Source organism: Microlunatus sp. GCM10028923 (assembly GCF_042666975.1).
Lineage (GTDB): Bacteria > Actinomycetota > Actinomycetes > Propionibacteriales > Propionibacteriaceae > Microlunatus.
Window position 1 is genome coordinate 220,052 of the sequence record NZ_JBHTFF010000002.1, and the last position, 20,403, is coordinate 240,454.

Consider the following 20,403-nt stretch of genomic DNA (forward strand, 5'->3'; position numbering starts at 1 on the left):
ATCCTGCTGATCATGACGGGGTGTCCCGACCGTGCGTCTTCTGCTCTCTCCTTCGCGACGAGGAACCCGCGACCTGGCTGTACCGCGGTGATCATGCCTCCGCGCTGCTGCCGTTGCCGTCCGGACGGATCGCTCCCGGGCACACGCTGGTGATCCCGGCCGAGCACGTCGTCGGCGTGCAGGACGCGTCAGCCGAGGCGCTGCAGCAGACCATCCTGCTGGTCCAGCGGGTGGCCCGGAGCCTGGCCGACGCCCTGGCTGCGCCAGGGGTCAACGTGCTGAATGCCAGTGGTCCGCGCACCGGCCAGTCCGTCGACCACCTGCACTTCCATGTCGTTCCACGCTGGGAAGGGGACGGCCTGGACACCTGGCTGAACGGCAGGTCGCGTCACCCGGTTGCCGACTCCTGGCCGGACACGCTTCGGCTGGCGCTGCGCGAGCCCGGGTCACAAGCCTGACGCCGGTTCGGCACCACCGCGGAGTCAGCCGCGGTGGCTCAGGTCGACGCGTTTCAGGGTGTACGGCGGGGCGACCTTCTCCGACAGCGTGAAGTACGAGGTGCCGTCGGCCTCGTACTCGATCGCCTCGCCCTGGGTCTCGACCGTGTCGGTCAGCTCCACCCGCTCGCCCGTGAACGGCAACCAGGACTGGCGTTCGGAGCGGAACTCGTAGACCTTCGTGTAGGTCCGGATCAGCAGCCGGTTCTTGCGCGGATGGAACGCCGCGGCGGTGACCTGGGCCGAGTTCGCCTTGCCGTCGATGATCGGCAGGGTGAGGTCGGCGACCTTGATCAGCGTGCTGATCACACCCGGCTCCGGCAGCGGGTCGGGGAACTTGTAGACCGGGCTGGTTCCGCTGCTGGTCTTCAAGATCACGTAGATCTCGCCGGTGACCGGGTGCACCGCGAGCGCCTCGGCGTCGGGCCGGCGGCCGTCGGGGTAGACGTACGGGAAGTAGTCGCCGGTGAGGGTGCCGCTGGTCTGCCCGGACGCCAGGTCCGGCTCGCGGACCCGTACCACGGACATGATGTTGTCCGGCTTCTCCGCGTACCCGCTGTTGGTGCCGATGTCGCCCGCGAAGACGCAGCTGCCGGCCGGGCAGGGGCCGACGGCCATGTCCTCCCAGTCGTACACGTTCGGGATCGGCACCGTGTACTTCCCGAGCACCTCGCCGTCGTGCTCGGACACCGCGATCATGGTCTGCCGATCCTTCTCGCTCTGTACGTAGAGCACATCAGGATTGACCCGGCTGGCACCGAGGCCGGACGGCTGATCGATCACGCTCAGCGGCAGCGCGGTGTTCGGCTGGCCGTCGACGTAGCCGTCCCACAGTTGCCCGACCACGACGGGGGCACCGGACGGATTGGCGTGCGCCGCGGTCGGCGCGAGCACCGCGCCGACGACGATCAGCGGAACGAGCAGCCGGACGAAAAGCCTCATGAACGACCTACCTCGAGTGATGAAGAGCGGCAGGCCCGAGCGCCTGCCGGCGTTGAGCCTGACACAGCTTCTGCTACGTCGCAGACGTTGCCGCCAAGGTTTCCCTGAGGTTCACCTGTGGCTCAGCAGACCGTCTCCGAGCGGAGGTCCGATCCGACCTCTCGTCGCCCTAGTCCTCGGCCTTCAGGAGCCGCAGTTCGGGGAGCCCACGATAGAGCTGGTCGCCGGACAGCAGCGGCAGATCGTGGGCCAGGGCGGTGGCCGCGACCCAGGCGTCGTCCACGTGCGCCTTGTCGGCCAGGCCATGCCCTCGGGCTCGACAGTTCGCCCGGAGGTCCGCCCAGGCGATGATCACCTCGGCGGTGACCGGCACGGTCGGCGTGGCCTCGAGATGAGCCGTGAACCGTTCCGTGCTCTCGTCACTCCACCGGTTCGCCCGCGGCAGGAACCGCAGCTCGGCCTCGGTCTGGGCGGCGATCACCGGTTGCTTTCCGACCAGCATCCGCCGCCAGGTCACGACCTCGGGATCCGAGTCCCGACGGCCGAGGACGACGCGGCTCCAGACGTCGGTGTCGAGCAGAACGAACTCGTCAGCCATCGAGGGCCGCCAGGAAGTCGTCCAGTTCCTCGGGTGCCAGCTCCATCGGCGGCGGGGCGGGCTTCCTGGCCGCGGCCTGGACGAGTTCGCCCAACGAATCTGCCGGGCCGCCCAGACTTTGATCAAGGTCAAGCCGTTCCGCGATGACGGCCTGCTCCATCCGATGATGACCCGTACCTCGGCCGAGCGCCAGGACCCCTGTCGCGGTGACGGCCTCGCCGACCAGGTGGGCGGCCACCTCGGCATTCCGTACGTCGATCAGGTCGATCCCGTTCTGGGCCGCGTCGCGGAGCCGGAACCGCGCCGTCCGCAGGTCGACCATTTCCAGGACGCCGTGGATGCCGGACTCGCCGGTGCCGCCTGGAATCTGTCGCCGCCAGGGATCGCGACTGAGCAGGTTCGTCCTCACCTCGACCCGGCCGTGCCCGGGCACCGTGAGCTCGGCTCCCTTCGCGGCCTTGCTGAGCGCCACGACGAGTTGATCAACAGCGTCCGCCACCGAATCGGAGACGAGCCCCGGCCGGCTGTTCAGCCGGATCCCCTCGGCCAGCTCCCAGAACGCCTCGTCCACCCCGGTACTGATCGGATCTTCAAGATCGAGAGCGGCCTCGTCGCCGACGACGAAGATCACGCGCGGGCTGCTCTCCGCCAACGCGACCCGTACGGTGCCGAGCCGCTCCAGGGCAGCGTCGGTGCGGCCCAGCCCGGGCCGTTCGGCGACCGCTCGGGTGAGCCGATAGGTCAGCTCCTTGAACGCCTTGATCAACGCCAGCGCATCGCTCGCCAGCAAGGTGCCGACCCGGCTCGGATGCCCGAGGAGACGGATCTCGAACTCGCGCGTCATCTCCCGCCAACTCCTCCGTGGAACAGCACCGTGATCATCGTCCTCGACCTTAGGGCGCCGCTCCGACACCGGCGACGGTAGGGGCGCCGCAAGGTCAGGCGCGAGCCTGATCGGCACTGCTCCAGACCAGGTACTGGTCGGCGAAGCGGAAGCCGGCTCGTTGGTACAGGGCGAGAGCCTGGTCAGTTGGCCGGAGCAGGATCTTGAAGATGTCGTTCGCGTACGAGTAGGCGAAGGCGACATCGAGAAGTTGCCGGCCCAGGCCGTGGTTCCGGTGGTCCGGCGTGACGTACAGGAGGCTGAGGTAGGCCAGCCTCCCGACCTCGCGGCCCGGCATCGGCATTCGGGGGAACACGAACATGCTGAGGATGCCGACGGGTTGTGTCTCGGCAACGGCCAGCCAGGTCACGCACGAGTCCTGTGTCTGGTCGTGCCACTCGGAGAACCGGCGCTCGAAGTCGGGGTCCGGGTCGGACCCGGGATGACGCTCCGTTCCGTAGCTGCGACGCAGCGCGGCCAGGTGTGGGGCGTCGTCAGAACTGGCCAGCCGAATCAGTGGGGCCGTCAAGATCAGCGCTGGGTGCCGGGACGAAGCCTGAACTCGTAGCCGTCCGGGTCGGCCAGCGCGACTCCGTCCGCCGAATCGGACAGCCGGGTCGCGCCGAGCGAGACCAGTCGCTCCGACTCACCGGCGACGTCGGCGGTCACCAGCTCGAAGCGCTGCCAGGTCCTTTCGCTCCCGGCTTCGACCTTCTGAACACCCCAGGCGTCCCAGGAGATCTTGGTCCCGCCGAGCGGCGACTGAACCGCCGTCTGGTCGCCGTCGTTCAAGACCAGCGGCCAGCCCAGCGCGTCGCGCCAGAACAGACCGACCTCCCGGGTCCCGTCACAGGTGACCTCGCCGAGGCGACCGGTGCCGGCCAGGTAGTTGTTCCCCGCCTCGATCACACACAGTTCGTTCTCGCCCGGGTCGGCCAACACGACAAAGGGTTCGTCGGGCCCTTGGCCCACATCAAGATGGCGCCCGCCCAGCCGAAGCGCCGCCTCGACCGTTCGCTGCTGGTCCTCCGCGCTGCTGCTGGTCAGGTGCAGATGCAGTTTCGACCGGCCGACCCGTTCGTTTGCGGAACTGACGAAGCGAAGCCCGACCTGCGTATCGTCACCGGGCACCAGGACGCCGCCGGGATCCGTCACGACGTCCCGTTCGAGCAACCCGGCCCAGAACGCCGCCACCGAGGGCGCATCCGCCACGTCGAAGCTCACTGCTTCCAGCCACAGAACCATGCCTGAACCCTAGGTTGAACTCGTCGCGGTGGCGACCCGTTTCAGGGTTGATGATCATGAAGGGCGAAGCTGGAACCGTCAGGGGTTCCGGGGTGGGCCTAAGTGGACTTGAACCACTGACCTCTGCCTTATCAGGGCAGCGCTCTAACCGTCTGAGCTATAGGCCCGCGACTGCGGAGTGCCCGAGTGGGCACGAACGGACAGATTAGTCCTTCCGGAGACCTTGCTCAAATCGGTATCTCAGCGGCCGTCTCGGAGCCGGTACGCGGACGGGCTGAGACCGACCTGGCGGCGGAAGCGGGTGGAGAAGTAGAGCGGGTCGGGGTAGCCGACTTCGGCGGCGATCTCGGCGATCGGGCGGGTGGTCAGATCGAGGAGTTGCTTGGCCAGGTCGATCCGGCGGGCCTGGACGTACTGTTGGGGGCTGCTGCCGACCTGCTCCGCAAAGAGGTGACCGAGCCGGGAGGCGGAGAGGTTGGCGACGGCGGCCAGGTCGGCGATGGTCAGCGGATCGGTGAGGTGGCGTCCGACGTGTTCGATCACGGCGAGGACGCGGTCGTCCATCCGGCCCTCGGCGGGGTTCTGGGTGTCGCACCAGAGCAGCGCCAGCTCGAGCGCGTTGACGGCGAACAGGCGGCCGCGGGCGAGACCGCTGAGCGAGTTCCGGGCCGCCAGCGACAGGGCGTCGGCGACCCGGCCGGTCAGCGTGGGGGAGAGGTCGAGGACGCGCAGGCCGGGGGCCGCTTCGGGCCAGTCCAGCAGGGCCAGCCACTCGGCGCGCGGGTGGAAGTGGGCGAAGAGGAGTTCCCAGTGATCATGGTGTGAGCCGTAGTCGTGCACGGTTCCGGGCCGCAACAGGGCGACCGAGTCCGGGTGCACGATCACCTCGGTCGTCCCGACGCCGAACCGGCCGGCTCCGCCCAGGGTCTGGATCAGCAGCCAGTCGGTGGTGCCGCGGCTGCGGTAGGTCGCGTAGTCCGCCCCCTCCGACAGGTGACCGGCCTCGACCGCGTCGACCTGCGGCGTATGCGACTCGACCCGCGTGATGCCCACAGCACGATCTTCCATGAAGTCGGCCGTCCGTTCCATGGCTCGGTACGAGATCGAACCCGATGATCAGTTTTATGTCACATATCTTGCTTGATCAGGACGCCGACCTGGTCGACGCCTACCGCCGCAATGGAGTGGTTCACGTTCCGGGGCTGCTCACCGCTGAGGAGATCGAAACGATCAAGGTCGCGTTCACCGACCAGGTGGAGCGGGACAACTCGATCGGGCACGACGACGGGGTGCCGGTGGACGATCCGCTGGCCCGCTATCCGCGGTTCGTCCAGCCGCACCGGCGGCCCGATCTCGAGGTCGGGCGGCTGGCCCGGTCCTGGATGCTGGACCCCCGGCTGATGCAACGGGTGCAGCGACTGCTCGGCCCGACCTTCGCCGCCCAGTCGATGTTCTACTTCAAGCCGCCGACCGCCCGTGGCCAGGCGCTGCACCAGGACAACATGTTTCTGCAGGCCCACCCGGAGACCTGCCTCGCCGCCTGGATCGCGGTCGACGACTGCGACGCCGAGAACGGCGGACTGATGGTGGTGCCCGGATCCCACGTGTACGACCTCGAGTGCCCGGAGCCGGCCGACCTGAACGAGTCGTTCTCCGCCGTCCAGGTGTCGATCCCGCCGGGCCTGAGCACCGTACAGACCGAGATGCGGGCCGGTGACGTGCTCTTCTTCCACGGCAGCACGGTGCACGGGTCGCTGGCCAACAGCAGCTCGGACCGGTTCCGCCGGTCGTTGATCTTCCACTACATCCCGCAGGCGAGCGTGGAGATCGCGACGTTCTACCAGCCGCTGCTGACGCCGGGCGGCGACGAGGTGTGGATCGACGAGTCGGCCGCGGGCGGGCCGTGCGGGGTCGGCTGGGGAATGGCCGAAGGACACTGACCTTCACGTACGAAAGCGAGACGCCCTGGGCCTTCTGGCTCAGGGCGCTTCGATTTGTTCGGGCTTGCCTTCGACAAGCTCAGGCAGCGTTGCGGATCAGTCCTCGGCGAGGGTGACCTCGAGGCCGCCGAGCATGGTGGCGGCGAGGTTGTAGAGGAACGAGCCGAGCGTGGCCAGCGCGGTCAGGATGACCACGTCGACGCAGGCGATCAGCGCCGCGACCCCCATCACCTTCGCCGTGTTGACGTACTCCTCGATCCGGAACGGCGTGCTGTCGTTCGGCGCATCGGTGACCGACCCGATCATCAGGTTGACCGACTCGAAGAGGCCGGAGCCCTGCAGCACGGTCCAGATCGCGTACACGGCGACCACCAGCACGATGCCGGCCGAGATCGAGAACAGGAACGACGTCTTCATGACCGACCACGGGTCGAGCCGGGACAGCCGGAGCCGCGCCTTGCGGGTCCGGCGGGCCTGACCGGCCTTCGGCGGCAGGCCCAGCTCGGTACGGGACCGCTCGTTCGGCGAACCGGCCGAAGCCGCGGTGCCGACGGGCCGCACCGGCGAACCCACGTTGAGCGTCTCAGCGGTCCGGACCTGCGTCGCGGGCCCGGTGCCGGGGCGACCGGGGTCCACCTTGGCCGTGCCGGGCCGGGACGGGTCAGGCTGACCGGTCCGCGCCACCGGGCTCTGCGGCGGCCGGACACCCTGCTGACCCGGCCGCGTGACGCCGGGCTGGTTCGCCCGAGCGGCGGGCGTACCGGGCTGCCGCGTTCCAGCAGCAGCCGCAGCCGCACCAGCACCACCGGCAGCGCCGGCACCCGCTCCACCGGTCCGAGCCGTCGGCTGACGAGGAGCCGGAGCCGGAGTGCCGCCGGAGGACGGCGAACCGGCGGCCGGTCGCGGTGCGCCCGCACCACCCGGCTGAGCCTTCTGACCGAGGCCGAGCTTGTTCCGCAGCGACTCCTTGGAGGCACCTGGTTGCGGCGCCGGCTGACGCGCCGGAGCCGGTCGCGGCTGCGGAGACTGCGCCGAACCCGGCTGCGGACCCCCCTGCCGCGGAGCGCCGGGACGGCCGGCCTGACCGGACCCGTTCCGGCCGTAGTTGCCGTTCACCCCGTTGCCGTTGCCGTTCCCGTTCGGGGACGGCTGCCCCGGAGCCGGCACCGGGCGCGGACCGGTGGCCGGCCGCGGTCCGGTCGCTACTCGACCGGTCCGGTTGGGTGATCCGGCACTGTTCTGACCCCGAGCGGCGTTAGCCGGGCTCTCACCTCCACCGGGTCCCGCACCCCGAGGAGGGATTCCCTCACGGGGAATCTGGCTCCGGTTGGCTTCGCTCACGTCTCATCCTCCTCAGCCCCGCCGGCTTCTGGTTCGTCACCAGCATCCGTTGCTTGCGGGGTGTTTGTCACGGCCTCGGGGGACACGTCCTGCGATTCGCCCACTGCCGTCTGATCGTCGGCGTCCGCGGACTCTGCGTCCAGTTCGGCCGCTTCTGCTGTTGTCTCAGGATTCAGCGCAATGACCGCCACCGAATCCCCCTCGCGTACGCCAACGAACTTCACACCCATGGTGTCCCGGCCCTTGACCGGCACTTCAGCCACCGCACTCCGGGTGATCTGACCACTGGCCTTGATGGCGATCACCTCGTCATTGTCCGTTACAACCAGCCCTCCGACCAAAGATCCGCGATCTTCGGCCAGCTTCATGGCCTTGATACCCAATCCGCCGCGGCCCTGTTGACGGTATTCGGAGACCTTAGTCCGCTTCGCAAATCCGCCGTCCGTGACGGTGAAGACGAACAGATCGTCCTCCTCGGCCTGTTCCCGAATGGTGGTCATCGAGAGCACTTCGTCGCCGGCGCGGAACTTCATTCCGGTGACACCCGAGGTGGCCCGGCCCATCGGCCGCAGCTGCTCGTCGCTGGCCGCGAACCGGATCGACTGCCCCTTGCGGGAGATCAGCAGCACGTCGTCGGTCGGTCCGCACGGCTCGGCGCCGATCAGCTCGTCGTCCTCCTCGCGGAAGTTGATCGCGATCACGCCGGCCTGCCGCGGTGAGTCGTACGCGGACAGAACGGTCTTCTTGACCAGTCCGTGCTTGGTCGCCAGCAGCAGGTACGGATACGCCTGGTAGTCCCGGATCGCCAGCACCTGGGCGATCTCCTCGTCCGGAAGGAAGGACAGCAGCCCGGCGACGTGCCCGCCCTTCGCGTCCCGGCCCGCCTCCGGCAGCATCCACACCTTCGACCGGTAGACCCGGCCCTTGTTGGTGAAGAACAGGATCCAGTGGTGGTTGGTGGTCGCGAACAGGTGGTCGACCTCGTCGTCCACCCGCAGCGACGCGCCCCGGACGCCCTTGCCGCCACGCTTCTGCACCCGGTACTGGTCGGTGTTGGTCCGCTTGGCGTACCCGCCGCGGGTGATCGTCACCACGACGTCGGAGTCCGGGATCAGGTCCTCGGCGCCGAGATCGCCGTCGGCCGCGATGATCTGGGTGCGCCGGTCGTCGCCGTACTTGTCGACGATCTCGGTCAGTTCGTCGCCGACGATCTGACGCTGCCGCTCGGGCTTGGCCAGGATGTCCTTGAGGTCGGCGATCCGGGTCTCGATCTCGGCCAGCCGGTCGATGATCCGCTGCCGTTCCAGGGCGGCCAGCCGGCGCAGCTGCATGTCCAGGATCGCGACGGCCTGGACCTCGTCGATCTCCAGCAGGTCCATCAGGCCGTCCCGCGCCTCGTCCGTGCTCGGGCTGCGCCGGATCAGGGCGATCACCTCGTCCAGCGCGTCCAGCGCCTTGACCAGGCCGCGGTAGATGTGGGCGTCCTTCTCCGCCTGGTCCAGCCGGTGCTGGGTACGGCGCTGGATGACCTCGATCTGGTGGGCCACCCAGTAGGAGATGAACTGGTCCAGCCGCAGGGTCCGCGGCACGTCGTCGACCAGCGCCAGCATGTTGCAGCCGAAGTTGTCCTGCAGCTGGGTGTGCTTGTAGAGGTTGTTCAGCACCACCCGCGGCTGCGCGTCCCGCTTGAGGACGATCACCAGCCGCTGCCCGGTCCGGGTCGAGGTGTCGTCGCGGATGTCGGCGATGCCGGTCACCCGGCCGGCGTTGACGAGGTCGGCGATCTTGACCGCGAGGTTGTCCGGGTTGACCATGTGCGGCAGCTCGGTGACGACCAGCATGGCCCGGCCGGACTTGTCCTCTTCGATGTCGACCACGGCCCGCATGGTGATCGAACCGCGACCGGTCCGGTACGCGTTCTCGATGCCCTCCCGGCCGACGATCAGCGCGCCGTTCGGGAAGTCCGGGCCGGGGATCCGCTCGATCGCGGCGTCCAGCAGCTCCTCGTCGGTCGCCTGCGGATGCTCCAGGTACCACTGGACCGCGGCGGCGACCTCGCGCAGGTTGTGCGGCGGGATGTTCGTCGCCATCCCGACCGCGATCCCCGGCGAGGGGTTGACCAGGACGTTCGGGAACCGGCTCGGCAGGACGACCGGCTCCTGCTCCTTGCCGTCGTAGTTCGGCTTGAAGTCGACCGTGTTCTCGGTGATGTCGCGGACCATCTCCATGGCCAGCGGCGCCATCTTGCACTCGGTGTAGCGCATCGCCGCCGCGGGGTCGTTGCCCGGCGACCCGAAGTTGCCCTGACCCTGGACCAGCGGCGCCCGCATCACCCACGGCTGGGCCAATCGGACCAGGCTGTCGTAGATCGCGCTGTCACCGTGCGGGTGGTACTGACCCATCACCTCGCCGACCACGCGAGCGCACTTGTTCCAGCCCCGGTCGGGCCGGTAACCGCCGTCGTACATGGCGTAGAGGATCCGCCGGTGCACCGGCTTCAGTCCGTCCCGGACATCCGGCAGAGCCCGTCCGACGATCACGCTCATCGCGTAATCGAGGTAGGACTTCTGGATCTCCTCCTGCAGATCGACGGGCTCCCGACGGTCCGCCGGCGGTGCGATGTCGCTCATTCAGTCACTCCATGATCATTTCTGTTGCGACACGTGTCCTGAGCCTGTCGAAGGAAGCTCAGGGCACGTACGGAAAAGGGTCAGATGTCGAGGAACCGGACGTCCTTGGCATTGCGCTGGATGAACACCCGGCGCTGCTCGACGTCCTCACCCATCAAGATCGAGAACATCTCGTCCGCGCGGGCCGCGTCGTCCAGCGTGACCTGGAGCAGGATCCGGTTGTCCGGGTCCATCGTGGTCAGCCAGAGGTCGCCCGCATCCATCTCGCCCAGACCCTTGTAGCGCTGGATCGGGTTGTTGTTCGGGGCCGGCAGCTTCTTGTTCTCCTCGACCCCCACCCTGAGCAGCGCATCCCGCTCCGCATCGGAGTAGGCCAGCTCGTGCGGCGAGTTGGTCCACCGGATCCGGAACAGCGGCGGCTGGGCCAGGTAGACGTGGCCGGCTTCGATCAACGGCTTCATGAACCGGAACATCAGCGTCAGCAGCAGCGTCCGGATGTGGGCACCGTCGACGTCGGCGTCGGCCATCATGATGATCTTGTGATAGCGGAGCTTGTCGATGTCGAAGTCCTCGTGCACACCGGTGCCGAGGGCGGAGATGATCGCCTGGACCTCGTTGTTCTGCAGGATCTTGTCGATCCGGGCCTTCTCCACGTTCAAGATCTTTCCGCGGATCGGCAGGATCGCCTGGATCCGCGGATCGCGGCCGCCCTTGGCCGAGCCGCCCGCCGAGTCACCCTCGACGATGAAGACCTCGCACTCCTCCGGATTGGTCGACTGGCAGTCGCTCAGCTTGCCCGGCAGCCCGCCGCCGCCGAGCAGACCCTTGCGGTTGCGAGCCGCCTCGCGCGCCTTGCGGGCCGCGATCCGGGCGATCGCCGCGGCCTGGCCCTTGCGGATGATCATCTTCCCCTCGGCCGGGTTCTGCTCCATCCAGTCACCGAGCGCGGAGTTCACCGCCTGCTGGACGAAGGACCGGGCCTCGGTGTTGCCGAGCTTGGTCTTGGTCTGGCCCTCGAACTGCGGCTCCTCGAGCTTGATCGAGATGATCGCCGTGAGGCCCTCGCGGATGTCGTCGCCGGACAGCTTGTCCTCCGGCTTCTTGATCATGCCCCAGTTCTCGCCCCACTTGTTCGCCGTGTACGTGAGCGCGGCCCGGAAGCCCTCCTCGTGGGTGCCACCCTCATGCGTGTTGATCGCGTTGGCGAACGTGTGCACCGACGGCTGGTACGAGGTGTTCCACTGCAGCGCGACCTCGAGCCCGAGGCCCTGCTCCGGCCGCTCCGATTCCAGGGCGATCACCGAGGTGTGCACCGGCTCCTTGCTGCCGGTCAGGTAGCGCACGTAGTCGATCAGGCCCTCGTCGTACCGGAAGCTGTCGGAGAACTTCTTGCCGTCCTCGTCGAGCCGGTCCGGCCGCTCGTCGGTGATGTTGATCTGCAGACCCTTGTTGAGGAACGCCATCTCCCGGAACCGGGTGGCCAGGGTGTCGAAGTTGTACGTCGTCGTCTCGAAGATGTCCTCCGAGGCCCAGAACCGGGTCGTGGTGCCGGTCTCCTCGGTCGCCTCGTGCTGCTCCAGCGGCCCGTCCGGCACGCCCAGCGTGAAGGACTGGGTCCACCGGTAGCCGTCCCGCTTCACCTCGACCTCGAACTTCTGCGACAGCGCGTTCACCACCGAGGCGCCGACGCCGTGCAAACCGCCGGACACCTTGTAGCCGCCCTGGCCGAACTTGCCGCCGGCGTGCAGCACGGTGAGGATCAGCGTCACCGCCGGCATCTTCTCCGTCGGGTGCTCCTTGACCGGGATGCCCCGCGCGTTGTCGGACACCTGGATCCCGCCGTTGGCCAGGATCCGGACGTCGATCTCCTTGCCGAAGCCGGCCATCGCCTCGTCGACCGAGTTGTCGACGATCTCGGTGACCAGGTGGTGCAGGCCGCGCTCGCCGGTCGAGCCGATGTACATGCCGGGGCGTTTACGGACGGCCTCGAGGCCTTCCAGTACGGTGATCGACTCGGAGTCGTAGTCACCGGGGACGCCGAGTCCGGGGGCCGGTTCGAGATCGGAGACCGGGATCTGGACCTGGGAGAGATCCGGTGTTGCTCCGTTGGCCTGGTCGGTGCCATCGGGATTCTGGTCGGGCGTCACGGTCTCGTGATCGGTCACGCGCATAGGCTCCTGTCACACAGGCGCCGTCCACGGGCGTGGGGCGCTCGGACCCCGTGCGGACGGCGCGGTCAAACACTTCGGATCCGACTGACGAAGCCGCAGCGGAACCGTAGAACTTGTCCTCTCCATCCTAGCGCTTTTCCGCGCGGTTCCGCTTCCACAGCGGCCGGGTCTCGACCTCAGATGGCCATCCACAGACTGCCGGAGGCGGATCTGCCCGATTTGCAGGTGTGGGTGACAGTCCCCGTACACGCCCGATCCCTCCACGGCGTTCTGAGGCCGTTTCAGCGAATCACGCCCGAGCCCGTGCCGAGCCTCGTCGGACCGCCCGCCATTACACTGCTGCGCGTGTCGGAGCAGCAATCCCCGCCCGGGATCCCAGGGCCGCCCGCCTTCCAGGCGCCGCGGCTGGACGAGACGCCGGTCGCGACCGAATGGGGACCGCCTGAGCCGGAGCCCGAGGAGCAGCGCCGACTGCCGGGTCCGGTCCGCGCCCTCCTCGTCGTCCTGGTCATCGCGCTCCTCTTCGTCGGCATCTGGGCACTCGGCGGCTTCAAGGTGCGGACCGACACCGACGAACGGGTGCAGCCGGGGCAGGCCATCGAGTCCGGCCCGTACGAGTTCGTGTTCAGCAAGGCCACCGCGCAGAAGACCACCGACAGCGACGGGAAGGTGTCCTGGGAGGTCGTCGTCCTGGGCACGGCCCGGACCACCGGCGACGAGGCCATCTCGCCGAGCAACACGATGTTCGCGGCGAAGGATCCGAAGACCGTCGAGGAGCCCGACGCGGGCGACTCCGAGATCGGCACCGGTGAGGTCGGGAACCATCCGTCCAATCTCACGCCCGGCCTGCCGCCGGTTCCGTACCAGGTCATGTTCCAGTTCAGCGAGCACTACCAGCCGACCGACAAGATCCTGTTCGCCGTGCACCGCCTCGAGGAGGGCAACGCGCTCCTCCTGGACACCGGCGAGAAGGGCTGGAAGAACACCCGGTACGTGTTCCGCTACGACCTGCCGATCACCGTGCTGCCGGAGAAGAAGGACTCCTAGCGGGGGAGCGGCGGCTGCACCACCTGGAACGGTGCGCCGTAGCCGGTGTACTGGACGGCGATGCCGAAGATCTCGTCGGCGAACTGCTTCGGCACCGTGTAGATCTCGACGAACCGGTACGGCACCCCGACCTTGATCTCGTCGGACTTGCAGTCGACCGGGACCTTGCTGTCCTTCAGGTGATCGAGGTAGACCTCCGACCGCGGCTCCAGCTGCCGGTTCCCCTTCACGGCGAGGTTGGCCTGGCAGTAGAAGTGCTCGCCCTCCTCGACCCGCAGGATCTCGATCTCCGCCGCCACGAACACCGTGCCGGCCTCGGCGACGTACGGCTGGTCGGCGTAGTCCGGGTTCTCGAACCGCTCGGTGACGAACATCTGGTGCACCCGGTACTGCGCCTTGTTGACCGTGGGCTCCGACGGCTGGCCGGGCGGCAGCTGGACGAACCGGTCGTGCATGTGGGTGTCGGAGTACCAGAGCCAGATGACCAGATACATCAGGACCAGGCAGCCGACGGTGACGAGCATCAGCCAGGAGCGGCCGCGTGCCGTCAGCGGGCGCCGGCCCGACACGGCCTGTTCCTGCTGAGGCTGCGACCAGGGCTCGGGGGCCGGCCCGTGGTTCTGGGGTACGGGGTTCTGCGGTACGGGAGCCTGCGGCCGGCGGTCGTGCAGGTGCCAGTCGCCCGGCTGCTGCGGCCCGTGCTCCGGCGTACTCACTGGAGCACCCTCGAGGCCGAGATCCGTCGCTCGGTGAGCATCCCGCCCTGGGCGGCCTCGCGCCACCGGTCGGCGTTCTCCGGGGTGATGCCCAGGTGGACCCGGACCCGGTCGTGGTAGCCGAACAGGAAGCCCTGGGTCCAGATCTCCAGGGTCAGGTCGTCGATCGCGGCCGGGTCGACCTCGTAGAGGAAGTCGGTCGTCTCGCCGTAGCCCGGTTCGGCTCCGATGTTGTTCAGGGAGCTGTACGTCTTGTAGACCCGGTCACCGGAGAGCAGCCGGGAGTGGCCCAGGATCGCCTTGTCGGTGCCGGTCGGGTTCGCCAGATCGATCTGGATCTGGACGAAGATGCCGGTGGCCTTGGCCTCGATCGCCTCATCCTGGATGAGGATCTGGCCGACCCGGACGTCGCTCACCGTCAGTTCGGCGCCGTTGATCATGACCTTCTCGTCCAGCTTTCCGGGAATCACCCGGAACTCCTTCTCCGGGTCGCTGAGCCGGGTCCCGATGGTCGCGACCAGGATGCAGGCGACGACGGCCACCACGGCGAGCAGCTTCGATCGCTGCAGCCGCTGGTTGCGGAGCCGGATCCGCTCCTGGCTGGAGGGCGGTGAGGTCGTCGTCATGCCACCACCTGGGGTGCCGGGGCCGGGAGCCGGTCGGTCGGGTGGGCGCGGGCCCGGAACAGTTCCAGGCAGCGGCGGAACGCGACCGCGAGCAGGCACATCCGGAGCGGCTCGAAGGGCAGGTTGTAGATCAGGTCCAGGAGCGGGTCGAACGGCACCCAGAAGTCGATGTCGTGACCGCCGACGATGCCCTTGACCAGGAGCCGGAGGTAGTTGTTCAGGATCTGGTGGATCGCGTACACGATCACGTACGCGCCGAGGAAGATCACGCCGGCCCGCAGGATCAGCCGGACCGAGTTGATCGTCGGCAGGTACTTGTCGTCGATGTCGCCGAGCACGGCTTCCTTGAACTCGACGAAGAACCGCTGCACGGGCGCCGACGGGGGCTTGATGCCGCGGAGCCGGCGCCGGTCGCCGCGGTCGTCGAACGACGTCGCGCCGCGCAGACGGCTGGCCAGCGGTCGCCGGCTCCGCCAGAGTTCGGCGACGGACATGACGTGGGTGCCGAAGACGAGGGCGGCGACGGCGAGCCAGATGATCGGCTGGCTGACCACCTCCCAGAACGACGGCCAGACGTTGTCCAGGTAGAACCGCACCAGCTGGTCGATCAGCTCCGGCACCCGGAACGGCAGCAGGGCCAGCACGTCCCGGATCGCGTCCCGCGCCGTCGCCAGCCAGCCGACGAACGCTCGGCTCATCACCCAGTTGATGATCTGCTGGATCAGCCGGATGCCACCGAAGACGACGACCAGCATGAAGAAGGCCTCGAGCAGCGCGACGCCGATGCCCAGCACCCGCCAGCCGGTCTTGTCGTGCAGCAGGTCCACGCCGCGGCGGACCACGTAGGCGCCGACGACGACGGCCAGCATCAGCAGCGGCTGGTCGTTGGCGATGTTGGCCAGGTGGTTGAGCACCGTGTCGCTGCCGAGCGCGCTGTTGCGGACCATCTGATTGATCCACAGCTCGTTGGCGGCGTCGTTGAGCTGGCCGAACGCCGCGTAGATGCCCATGAACGGGAGCAGGGTGACGGCGAGCAGGTGGGTGATCGAGTTGTCCCGGTCGTCCTGCTTGTTGTCCTCCTCCGGGATCATCTCCCGGATTCCGAGCTCGCGGCCGGCCAACCGCAGCATCAGCACGATCGGGACCAGCTTGGTCAGGAAGCCGAACGAGAAGATCGCGATGGTCAGCCAGACGTTCTGGCCCTCCACGAAGGCGGCGAACTTGAGCGCGACCTGGAATCCCAGCCAGCCGAGCAGGTAGATGACCGCCAACTGGGGAAACAGCCGCCACCAGACCTTGATCGTGTCCACGATCAGGATCCGGATATCGGTCCAGAGTTGGCTGAGCGGGTTCATCGCCCACGCATCCTATTCGGGTCGACGGTCACCGCGCATCACACGCCCCGGTGTCTCGGAGCGGACCTCCGACGCGTCCTGAACCTGTCGAGGGGACCCGCAGACCCATCGACAGGCCCAGGTGCGCGTGGTGTGAGCCTCAGCCGGCCTGGATCAGCGACCGGCCGACCTCCCCGAGATCTCCGCAGACGTGCACCGGCAGCCCGAGCCGGGCGAACAGGGCCGCCTTCGCGACCAGGGCGCGGTCGGCGGTGTCGGCGTCCGGGGCGTACGCGACCTGGGCGTGGTTCGCCTTGTGCCGGGCCATGAACTGGTCCCGGCTGACGCCGTGCAGCACGACGTGCATGATCGGCCACTCCGGGTTGGTCGCCTGCTTGCGCCGCTCGGTCTCTTCCGCCGGCAGCTCGACCACGCTGGCCCGGCCGAGGTCGACCTGGAGCCGGCCGTCGGCGATGTAGACCCGGGACCAAACGATCTCGCCGGGCTTCGAGACGCCGTTGATCGTGCTGCCGCCGGCCGGGAAGAAGACCGGCTGCTGGCGCCACCCCTCGGCCTTGTCGTAGCCGCCCAGGTGGGAGGCCGGGACCGAGCCGGAGATTTCGTACACCCAGACGAACTGGCCGTCGTAGTCCTCGCCCCAGCGGACGTCGTGCAAAGTGTTCGCCGGATCCAGGCCCATCGCCGTCCAGATCCGGTTCGTCACCAGGGTGTCCACCGCGACGCCCTCGTCGGCCTCGTTGAAGTGCGGGAACGCCGCGCCGTCGGCGATCACCCGGGAACCGTCGCGGGTGGTCACCGGCGGCCGGTCGACGTTGTTCAGCAGGCCCTCGACCAGGTCGCTGGCCGGGACCAGGTCCTTCAGGCCCTGCTGGTACTGGATGCCGATCGCGTCGCAGCCGAAGTCGTCGGCGATCCGCAGCGCGGCGATGTACATCTTGTACTGCCAGCGCAGCTGCGCCTCGGTCAGTTCCGTCTTCTCGTCGGTACCGAGCTTGAACGTCATCCCCTTGCCGGTCAGCCAGGCGCCGATCTGGTCGGCCTCGGCGTCGTCGACCTTGAGCATCTCGGCGTAGAGAGCGCTCTGCGAGAGGCGTTCCTTGTAGATGCCGAGCTGGTTCAGCAGTTCGTCGTCGAAGATCGCGTTGTACATGCCCATGCAGCCCTCGTCGAAGACGCCGATGATCGCCTTCTCCACCGCCAGCTGGTCGGCCAGCGCCTCGCCGAGCACCTTCTCCGGACCCTCGGCGAACCCGGTCACCGGGTGCACATGGCCGCTGTCGTGGGTGATCGTCCCGTTCTTCACCCACTCCGCGATCGCGCCGGTGAAGTGGTCGTCGGAGAAGTCGACGCTCCAGATCGTGCTGTACGGCTTGTCCATCTTGGTCAAGCCGGCGTTCAGGCCGAGCAGCCCGACCAGGCCGGGCCAGTCGCCGGCGAAGTTCGCCACGGTGAGGATCGGGCCCTGATGGGTCCGCAGGCCGGCCAGCACGTGGTGGCTGTACTGCCAGACCGCCTCGGCCACGATCAACGGCGCGTCCACTGGGATCTGCTTGAACACCTCCAGGCCCATCCGCTGGCTGCTGATGAAGCCGTGCCCGGTCACCGGGTCGACCGGGTTGGCCCGGACCACTGTCCAGCCCTGGCTCTTGAACGCCTCGACGACCCCGGCCTCGAGCTGCTGCTGGATCGGCCAGCCGGCGGTGTTGGCGGATTCGCGAAGATCACCGCTGGCGATCAGGTAGGCGGTGTTGGGCGCCGCCGCGGGTCGGTCGAGCGGCGCCGGGACCGCATAGCTGGTGTTCGCTGACATCGTTGATCTCCTTGTCGAATCTGCCGTTGATCTTCAGGCCGCGGTGAAGCGGACCGTGCGTCCGGCCGGAACCGGACCTTGATCATCCGGGATGAAGCTCCGGTTGTTGATCACCAGCTCGGCCACGTCGAGGCTGCCGTGGTCCACGGTCAGCTCGGCGCTCTCGCCGGTGATGGTGACCCGGCCCTGGGCAGTGCCGGTGGTGAAGAGGGTACGGAACGGCTGCTCCTGATCGCCGACGACCGGGGCGAAGGCGAGCCGGCGGGTGCCGGCGTCCCAGTCGAAGCCGGAGCAGGCGATGATCAACGCCCAGCTGGCCATCGAGCGGGCGTAGTGGTTGCCACACTCCGCCTCGTTCCACGGATTGCGGTTGCGGCCGGTGAACCGCTGCCGTACCGCACGGGTGAGGGTCAGCCCCTCGTCGACGAAGCCTTCGAAGATCAAATGTGCGGCGACCTGGTACTCGATGCCGGTCCACACCTCGTCGCTGTAGACGAACGGGAGCTTGGGACGGCCGCCGTCCGGCCAGGAACACAAGATCAAACCGGCCTCGTCGTTCAGCGCGTACGTCCGCTGGACGCTGACGTGCTCCGAGAGATCGGACCGGAAGTTGTGGTCGTACACGGCCTTGATCGCGGACCGGACATGATCTTGGTCGAGCAGGTGACCGAGACCGGCGAGGTGCGCCAGGAACTGGCCGAGCAGTTGATCGGAGAGCACCCCGATCCCGAACTGGTAGCGGTAGGCGTCAACGTCGTCGAGCTTCTGGACATAGAACTCGCCGTTGTAGAGCAGCTCGTCCATCGCCTTCGCGCCGGTGCTCGCGGCATCGGCGTAGCGCTTGGCGCGATCTTGGTCGCCGACCTTCTCGGCCATCCCGGCTGCGGCCCGGAGGGCTCCGTAGAACATCACGCTGCCGAGCGGGTTCGGCCCGTAGAACTCGATGTCGTACGTGTTGTGCTGCACCGACTCCAAGATCAGGTCGCCGTCCGGATCCCAATAGCCGAAGGCGAAATCGACCGCTTCGGCAACCTTGGGCCAGAGGTCGGTCAGGAATTGATCATCACCGCTGAAGCGCCACTCCCGATACATCCGGAGCACGGTGCCGAGCTGACCGTCGACCGCCGGGTGGGCGAAGTCCCAGGGCTTGCTGCCGCCGAACACCCGCTGGCTGCGGAAGTGCATCCGGCCGCCCTCGTCGGTCTCGGTGAGGAACTCGTTGCGCCGGGCGCTGCGCTCCAGACTCGGGAACACGTAGGCGAGCGTCTGGGCGTAGTTCCACACGTGGGTGCAGGTGCCCAGGCAGCTGCCGTCGCGGTCGAAGCTGCCCTCCCAGGCCAGGAACTGGCCCTCCGGCGTCCCGTTGTCGATCATGAAACAGGTCGTGCTGCGCGCCACCGACAGGCTGGCCGCGGCGGCGTCGATCACCTCGGCCGGCAGCGTCGAGTCGAACAGCGCGTCCGTGAAGCCACGGGTGCTCGCCTCGAGGACCGGCAGGTGCTCGTGTACGTGACCGGCCACCGCCCAGGCGTCGGTGAATCGGGTCGCGTAGTGGTTCAGCACCACCTGGTCGTAGAGCTCGCCGCCGGCGTCCCAGGCCCGGTGCCGGTTCGGCACGTGCCAGGACAGCACGAACTCGAAGTCGCCGGTCTCGCCCGGAGCCAGCGTGCGATGCAGCGCGAGGCTGCCGATCCGGGCGCCTCCGGTGGGCGGCTGGTCGTCGTAGCTCTCCTTGGTCTCGGCCTCCAGCCGGCCGTCGTCGGTGAGGTCGTTCCAGAACGCCTGGACGCCGTCGGACCAGTGGCCGGCCAGCCACTGCGGCTTCACCGAGACGTCGTCGTGGAGGGTGGTCAGCGTCGCGGTGCCGTACCCGAACGCGTCGGTCGGGCCGGCCGCCGTGAAGGTGAGTCCGCGGATCCCGTCGGCCTCGCGGTAGTCCACGCTCGGCGCGGTCGGATAAGTGGGGAAGCCGTTGTGCCGCCACCCGTCCATGCCGACCGGGCTGGCCAGCGACAGGGCGAGGGTGACCTGCTGGGCCCGGTCGGTCGGGTTGTGCACCCGGTAGCGCAGGACCGCCGTCGGCAGACCTGACTCCGCCGGGTCGAGCGGCACCAGCGGCGTGAAGGCCTCGAGCGACGGCCGGACCGGAACCCGGTCGTCGGCGAAGTCGATCGCCAGCAGGGGATAGCGACCCAGCATCTCGGCCGACGCGAACCGCGGCAGGCCCGCGACCCGGCCCCAGCCGTACCCATCCTCACCCTCGTGCGGACCGGGGAACCGGGCCTCGAGCACCTTGGTCACGGCCTCGTCGGCGGCACCGTCGGCGGGCCGTACGTCGATCGCGCAGAACGTGAACGGAAGGAGGTTGCCCTTGCCGGGACTGTTCTGCAACTCCCAGTCGCGGAAGTCGCCGCGGGCCCCGATGGAGACGTTCCCGGTACCGATTCCGCCGAGCGGGAAGGCCGCTACGGACGCGTCCGGGCCCAGTGGATGTGTGGAAGCGAGGTGAAGGTCAGCTGGCTGCTCTGTTGGCACGCCCCCAGCATTGTCGAAATCGATTTCAGTCGTCAAGGGCGTGGTCTCGCTGGGAGGGACACGCGGT

At 68.2% G+C, this 20,403-nt stretch carries 17 protein-coding genes and 1 tRNA gene; 3 read left to right on the forward strand and 15 right to left on the reverse strand.

The genetic code is table 11. The features are described 5' to 3' along the window. Positions 1–20: 20 nt before the first annotated feature. Positions 21–458, forward strand: a complete 438-nt coding sequence (locus ACFQU4_RS05185; RefSeq protein ID WP_377487750.1) for an HIT family protein — start codon at positions 21–23, stop codon at positions 456–458. Between the two features lie 24 nt (positions 459–482). Here the strand turns inward: ACFQU4_RS05185 and ACFQU4_RS05190 are convergent, their stop codons facing one another. From ACFQU4_RS05190 to ACFQU4_RS05220, 7 genes are all read right to left on the reverse strand, one after another. Next, positions 483–1,439 (reverse strand): hypothetical protein, encoded by a 957-nt coding sequence (locus ACFQU4_RS05190; protein ID WP_377487752.1) that lies wholly within the window; start codon positions 1,437–1,439, stop codon positions 483–485. Between the two features lie 169 nt (positions 1,440–1,608). Beyond that, positions 1,609–2,037 carry a PIN domain-containing protein gene (locus tag ACFQU4_RS05195; RefSeq protein ID WP_377487754.1) on the reverse strand — a complete coding sequence of 143 codons (429 nt, stop codon included), beginning with the start codon at positions 2,035–2,037 and terminating at the stop codon, positions 1,609–1,611. Beyond that, positions 2,030–2,881 (reverse strand): hypothetical protein, encoded by an 852-nt coding sequence (locus ACFQU4_RS05200; RefSeq protein WP_377487756.1) that lies wholly within the window; start codon positions 2,879–2,881, stop codon positions 2,030–2,032. Before ACFQU4_RS05200 ends, ACFQU4_RS05195 begins: the two co-directional genes overlap by 8 nt. Before the next feature lie 94 nt (positions 2,882–2,975). Continuing rightward, a complete protein-coding gene (locus tag ACFQU4_RS05205) occupies positions 2,976–3,449 on the reverse strand; it encodes a GNAT family N-acetyltransferase (protein ID WP_377487758.1) in 474 nt (157 codons plus the stop codon). A 2-nt stretch (positions 3,450–3,451) separates the two neighbouring features. Beyond that, positions 3,452–4,165 (reverse strand): VOC family protein, encoded by a 714-nt coding sequence (locus ACFQU4_RS05210; protein WP_377487760.1) that lies wholly within the window; start codon positions 4,163–4,165, stop codon positions 3,452–3,454. A gap of 93 nt (positions 4,166–4,258) precedes the next feature. Continuing rightward, positions 4,259–4,332: transfer RNA gene (locus ACFQU4_RS05215), tRNA-Ile, on the reverse strand. 73 nt (positions 4,333–4,405) lie between these two features. Further along, entirely contained in the window at positions 4,406–5,218 is an 813-nt protein-coding gene (locus tag ACFQU4_RS05220; protein WP_377487762.1) for a helix-turn-helix domain-containing protein, read from the reverse strand. Between the two features lie 71 nt (positions 5,219–5,289). Here ACFQU4_RS05220 and ACFQU4_RS05225 point away from each other — a divergent pair, with 71 nt between their 5' ends. Further along, positions 5,290–6,105, forward strand: a complete 816-nt coding sequence (locus tag ACFQU4_RS05225; RefSeq protein WP_377487764.1) for a phytanoyl-CoA dioxygenase family protein — start codon at positions 5,290–5,292, stop codon at positions 6,103–6,105. 96 nt (positions 6,106–6,201) lie between these two features. Here ACFQU4_RS05225 and ACFQU4_RS05230 read toward each other — a convergent pair whose 3' ends face one another. The 3 genes from ACFQU4_RS05230 to gyrB all read right to left on the reverse strand — a co-directional run bounded on the left by ACFQU4_RS05230 (position 6,202) and on the right by gyrB (position 12,247). Continuing rightward, the gene (locus ACFQU4_RS05230; RefSeq protein ID WP_377487766.1) at positions 6,202–6,789 is read right to left on the reverse strand and encodes a DUF3566 domain-containing protein; all 588 of its coding nucleotides are present in this window, start codon (positions 6,787–6,789) and stop codon (positions 6,202–6,204) included. A gap of 653 nt (positions 6,790–7,442) precedes the next feature. Next, on the reverse strand, positions 7,443–10,076 hold the full coding sequence (gene gyrA, locus ACFQU4_RS05235; protein WP_377487768.1) for a DNA gyrase subunit A: 2,634 nt from the start codon (positions 10,074–10,076) through the stop codon (positions 7,443–7,445). Positions 10,077–10,156: 80 nt separating this feature from the next. After that, on the reverse strand, positions 10,157–12,247 hold the full coding sequence (gene gyrB / locus ACFQU4_RS05240; protein ID WP_377487770.1) for a DNA topoisomerase (ATP-hydrolyzing) subunit B: 2,091 nt from the start codon (positions 12,245–12,247) through the stop codon (positions 10,157–10,159). Between the two features lie 345 nt (positions 12,248–12,592). Between gyrB and ACFQU4_RS05245 the strand changes: the two genes are divergently transcribed. Further along, complete coding sequence (locus tag ACFQU4_RS05245) at positions 12,593–13,294, forward strand: hypothetical protein (RefSeq protein ID WP_377487772.1); 702 nt, start codon at positions 12,593–12,595, stop codon at positions 13,292–13,294. Here the strand turns inward: ACFQU4_RS05245 and ACFQU4_RS05250 are convergent. The 5 genes from ACFQU4_RS05250 to ACFQU4_RS05270 form a co-directional block, all read right to left on the reverse strand. Next, entirely contained in the window at positions 13,291–14,010 is a 720-nt protein-coding gene (locus tag ACFQU4_RS05250) for a hypothetical protein (protein WP_377487774.1), read from the reverse strand. The genes ACFQU4_RS05245 and ACFQU4_RS05250 overlap by 4 nt on opposite strands. Further along, positions 14,007–14,636 (reverse strand): hypothetical protein, encoded by a 630-nt coding sequence (locus ACFQU4_RS05255; RefSeq protein WP_377487776.1) that lies wholly within the window; start codon positions 14,634–14,636, stop codon positions 14,007–14,009. The genes ACFQU4_RS05250 and ACFQU4_RS05255 overlap by 4 nt, the downstream gene beginning before the upstream one ends. After that, the gene (locus ACFQU4_RS05260; RefSeq protein ID WP_377487778.1) at positions 14,633–15,991 is read right to left on the reverse strand and encodes a hypothetical protein; all 1,359 of its coding nucleotides are present in this window, start codon (positions 15,989–15,991) and stop codon (positions 14,633–14,635) included. Before ACFQU4_RS05260 ends, ACFQU4_RS05255 begins: the two co-directional genes overlap by 4 nt. A 139-nt stretch (positions 15,992–16,130) precedes the next feature. Next, complete coding sequence (locus ACFQU4_RS05265) at positions 16,131–17,801, reverse strand: hypothetical protein (RefSeq protein ID WP_377487780.1); 1,671 nt, start codon at positions 17,799–17,801, stop codon at positions 16,131–16,133. A 33-nt stretch (positions 17,802–17,834) separates the two neighbouring features. Then, positions 17,835–20,336, reverse strand: coding sequence for a GH116 family glycosyl-hydrolase (locus ACFQU4_RS05270; protein WP_377487782.1), 2,502 nt, complete (start codon positions 20,334–20,336; stop codon positions 17,835–17,837). Between the last annotated feature and the right edge of the window lie 67 nt (positions 20,337–20,403).

Coding starts and splice junctions, on each gene's coding strand:
- ACFQU4_RS05190 (WP_377487752.1), bottom strand. CDS start 1,439: ATGAGGCTTTTCGTCCGGCTGCTCGTTCCGCTGATCGTCGTCGGCGCG.
- ACFQU4_RS05195 (WP_377487754.1), bottom strand. CDS start 2,037: ATGGCTGACGAGTTCGTTCTGCTCGACACCGACGTCTGGAGCCGCGTC.
- ACFQU4_RS05200 (WP_377487756.1), bottom strand. CDS start 2,881: ATGACGCGCGAGTTCGAGATCCGTCTCCTCGGGCATCCGAGCCGGGTC.
- ACFQU4_RS05210 (WP_377487760.1), bottom strand. CDS start 4,165: ATGGTTCTGTGGCTGGAAGCAGTGAGCTTCGACGTGGCGGATGCGCCC.
- ACFQU4_RS05225 (WP_377487764.1), top strand. CDS start 5,290: ATGTCACATATCTTGCTTGATCAGGACGCCGACCTGGTCGACGCCTAC.
- gyrA (WP_377487768.1), bottom strand. CDS start 10,076: ATGAGCGACATCGCACCGCCGGCGGACCGTCGGGAGCCCGTCGATCTG.
- gyrB (WP_377487770.1), bottom strand. CDS start 12,247: ATGCGCGTGACCGATCACGAGACCGTGACGCCCGACCAGAATCCCGAT.
- ACFQU4_RS05255 (WP_377487776.1), bottom strand. CDS start 14,636: ATGACGACGACCTCACCGCCCTCCAGCCAGGAGCGGATCCGGCTCCGC.
- ACFQU4_RS05260 (WP_377487778.1), bottom strand. CDS start 15,991: ATGAACCCGCTCAGCCAACTCTGGACCGATATCCGGATCCTGATCGTG.
- ACFQU4_RS05265 (WP_377487780.1), bottom strand. CDS start 17,801: ATGTCAGCGAACACCAGCTATGCGGTCCCGGCGCCGCTCGACCGACCC.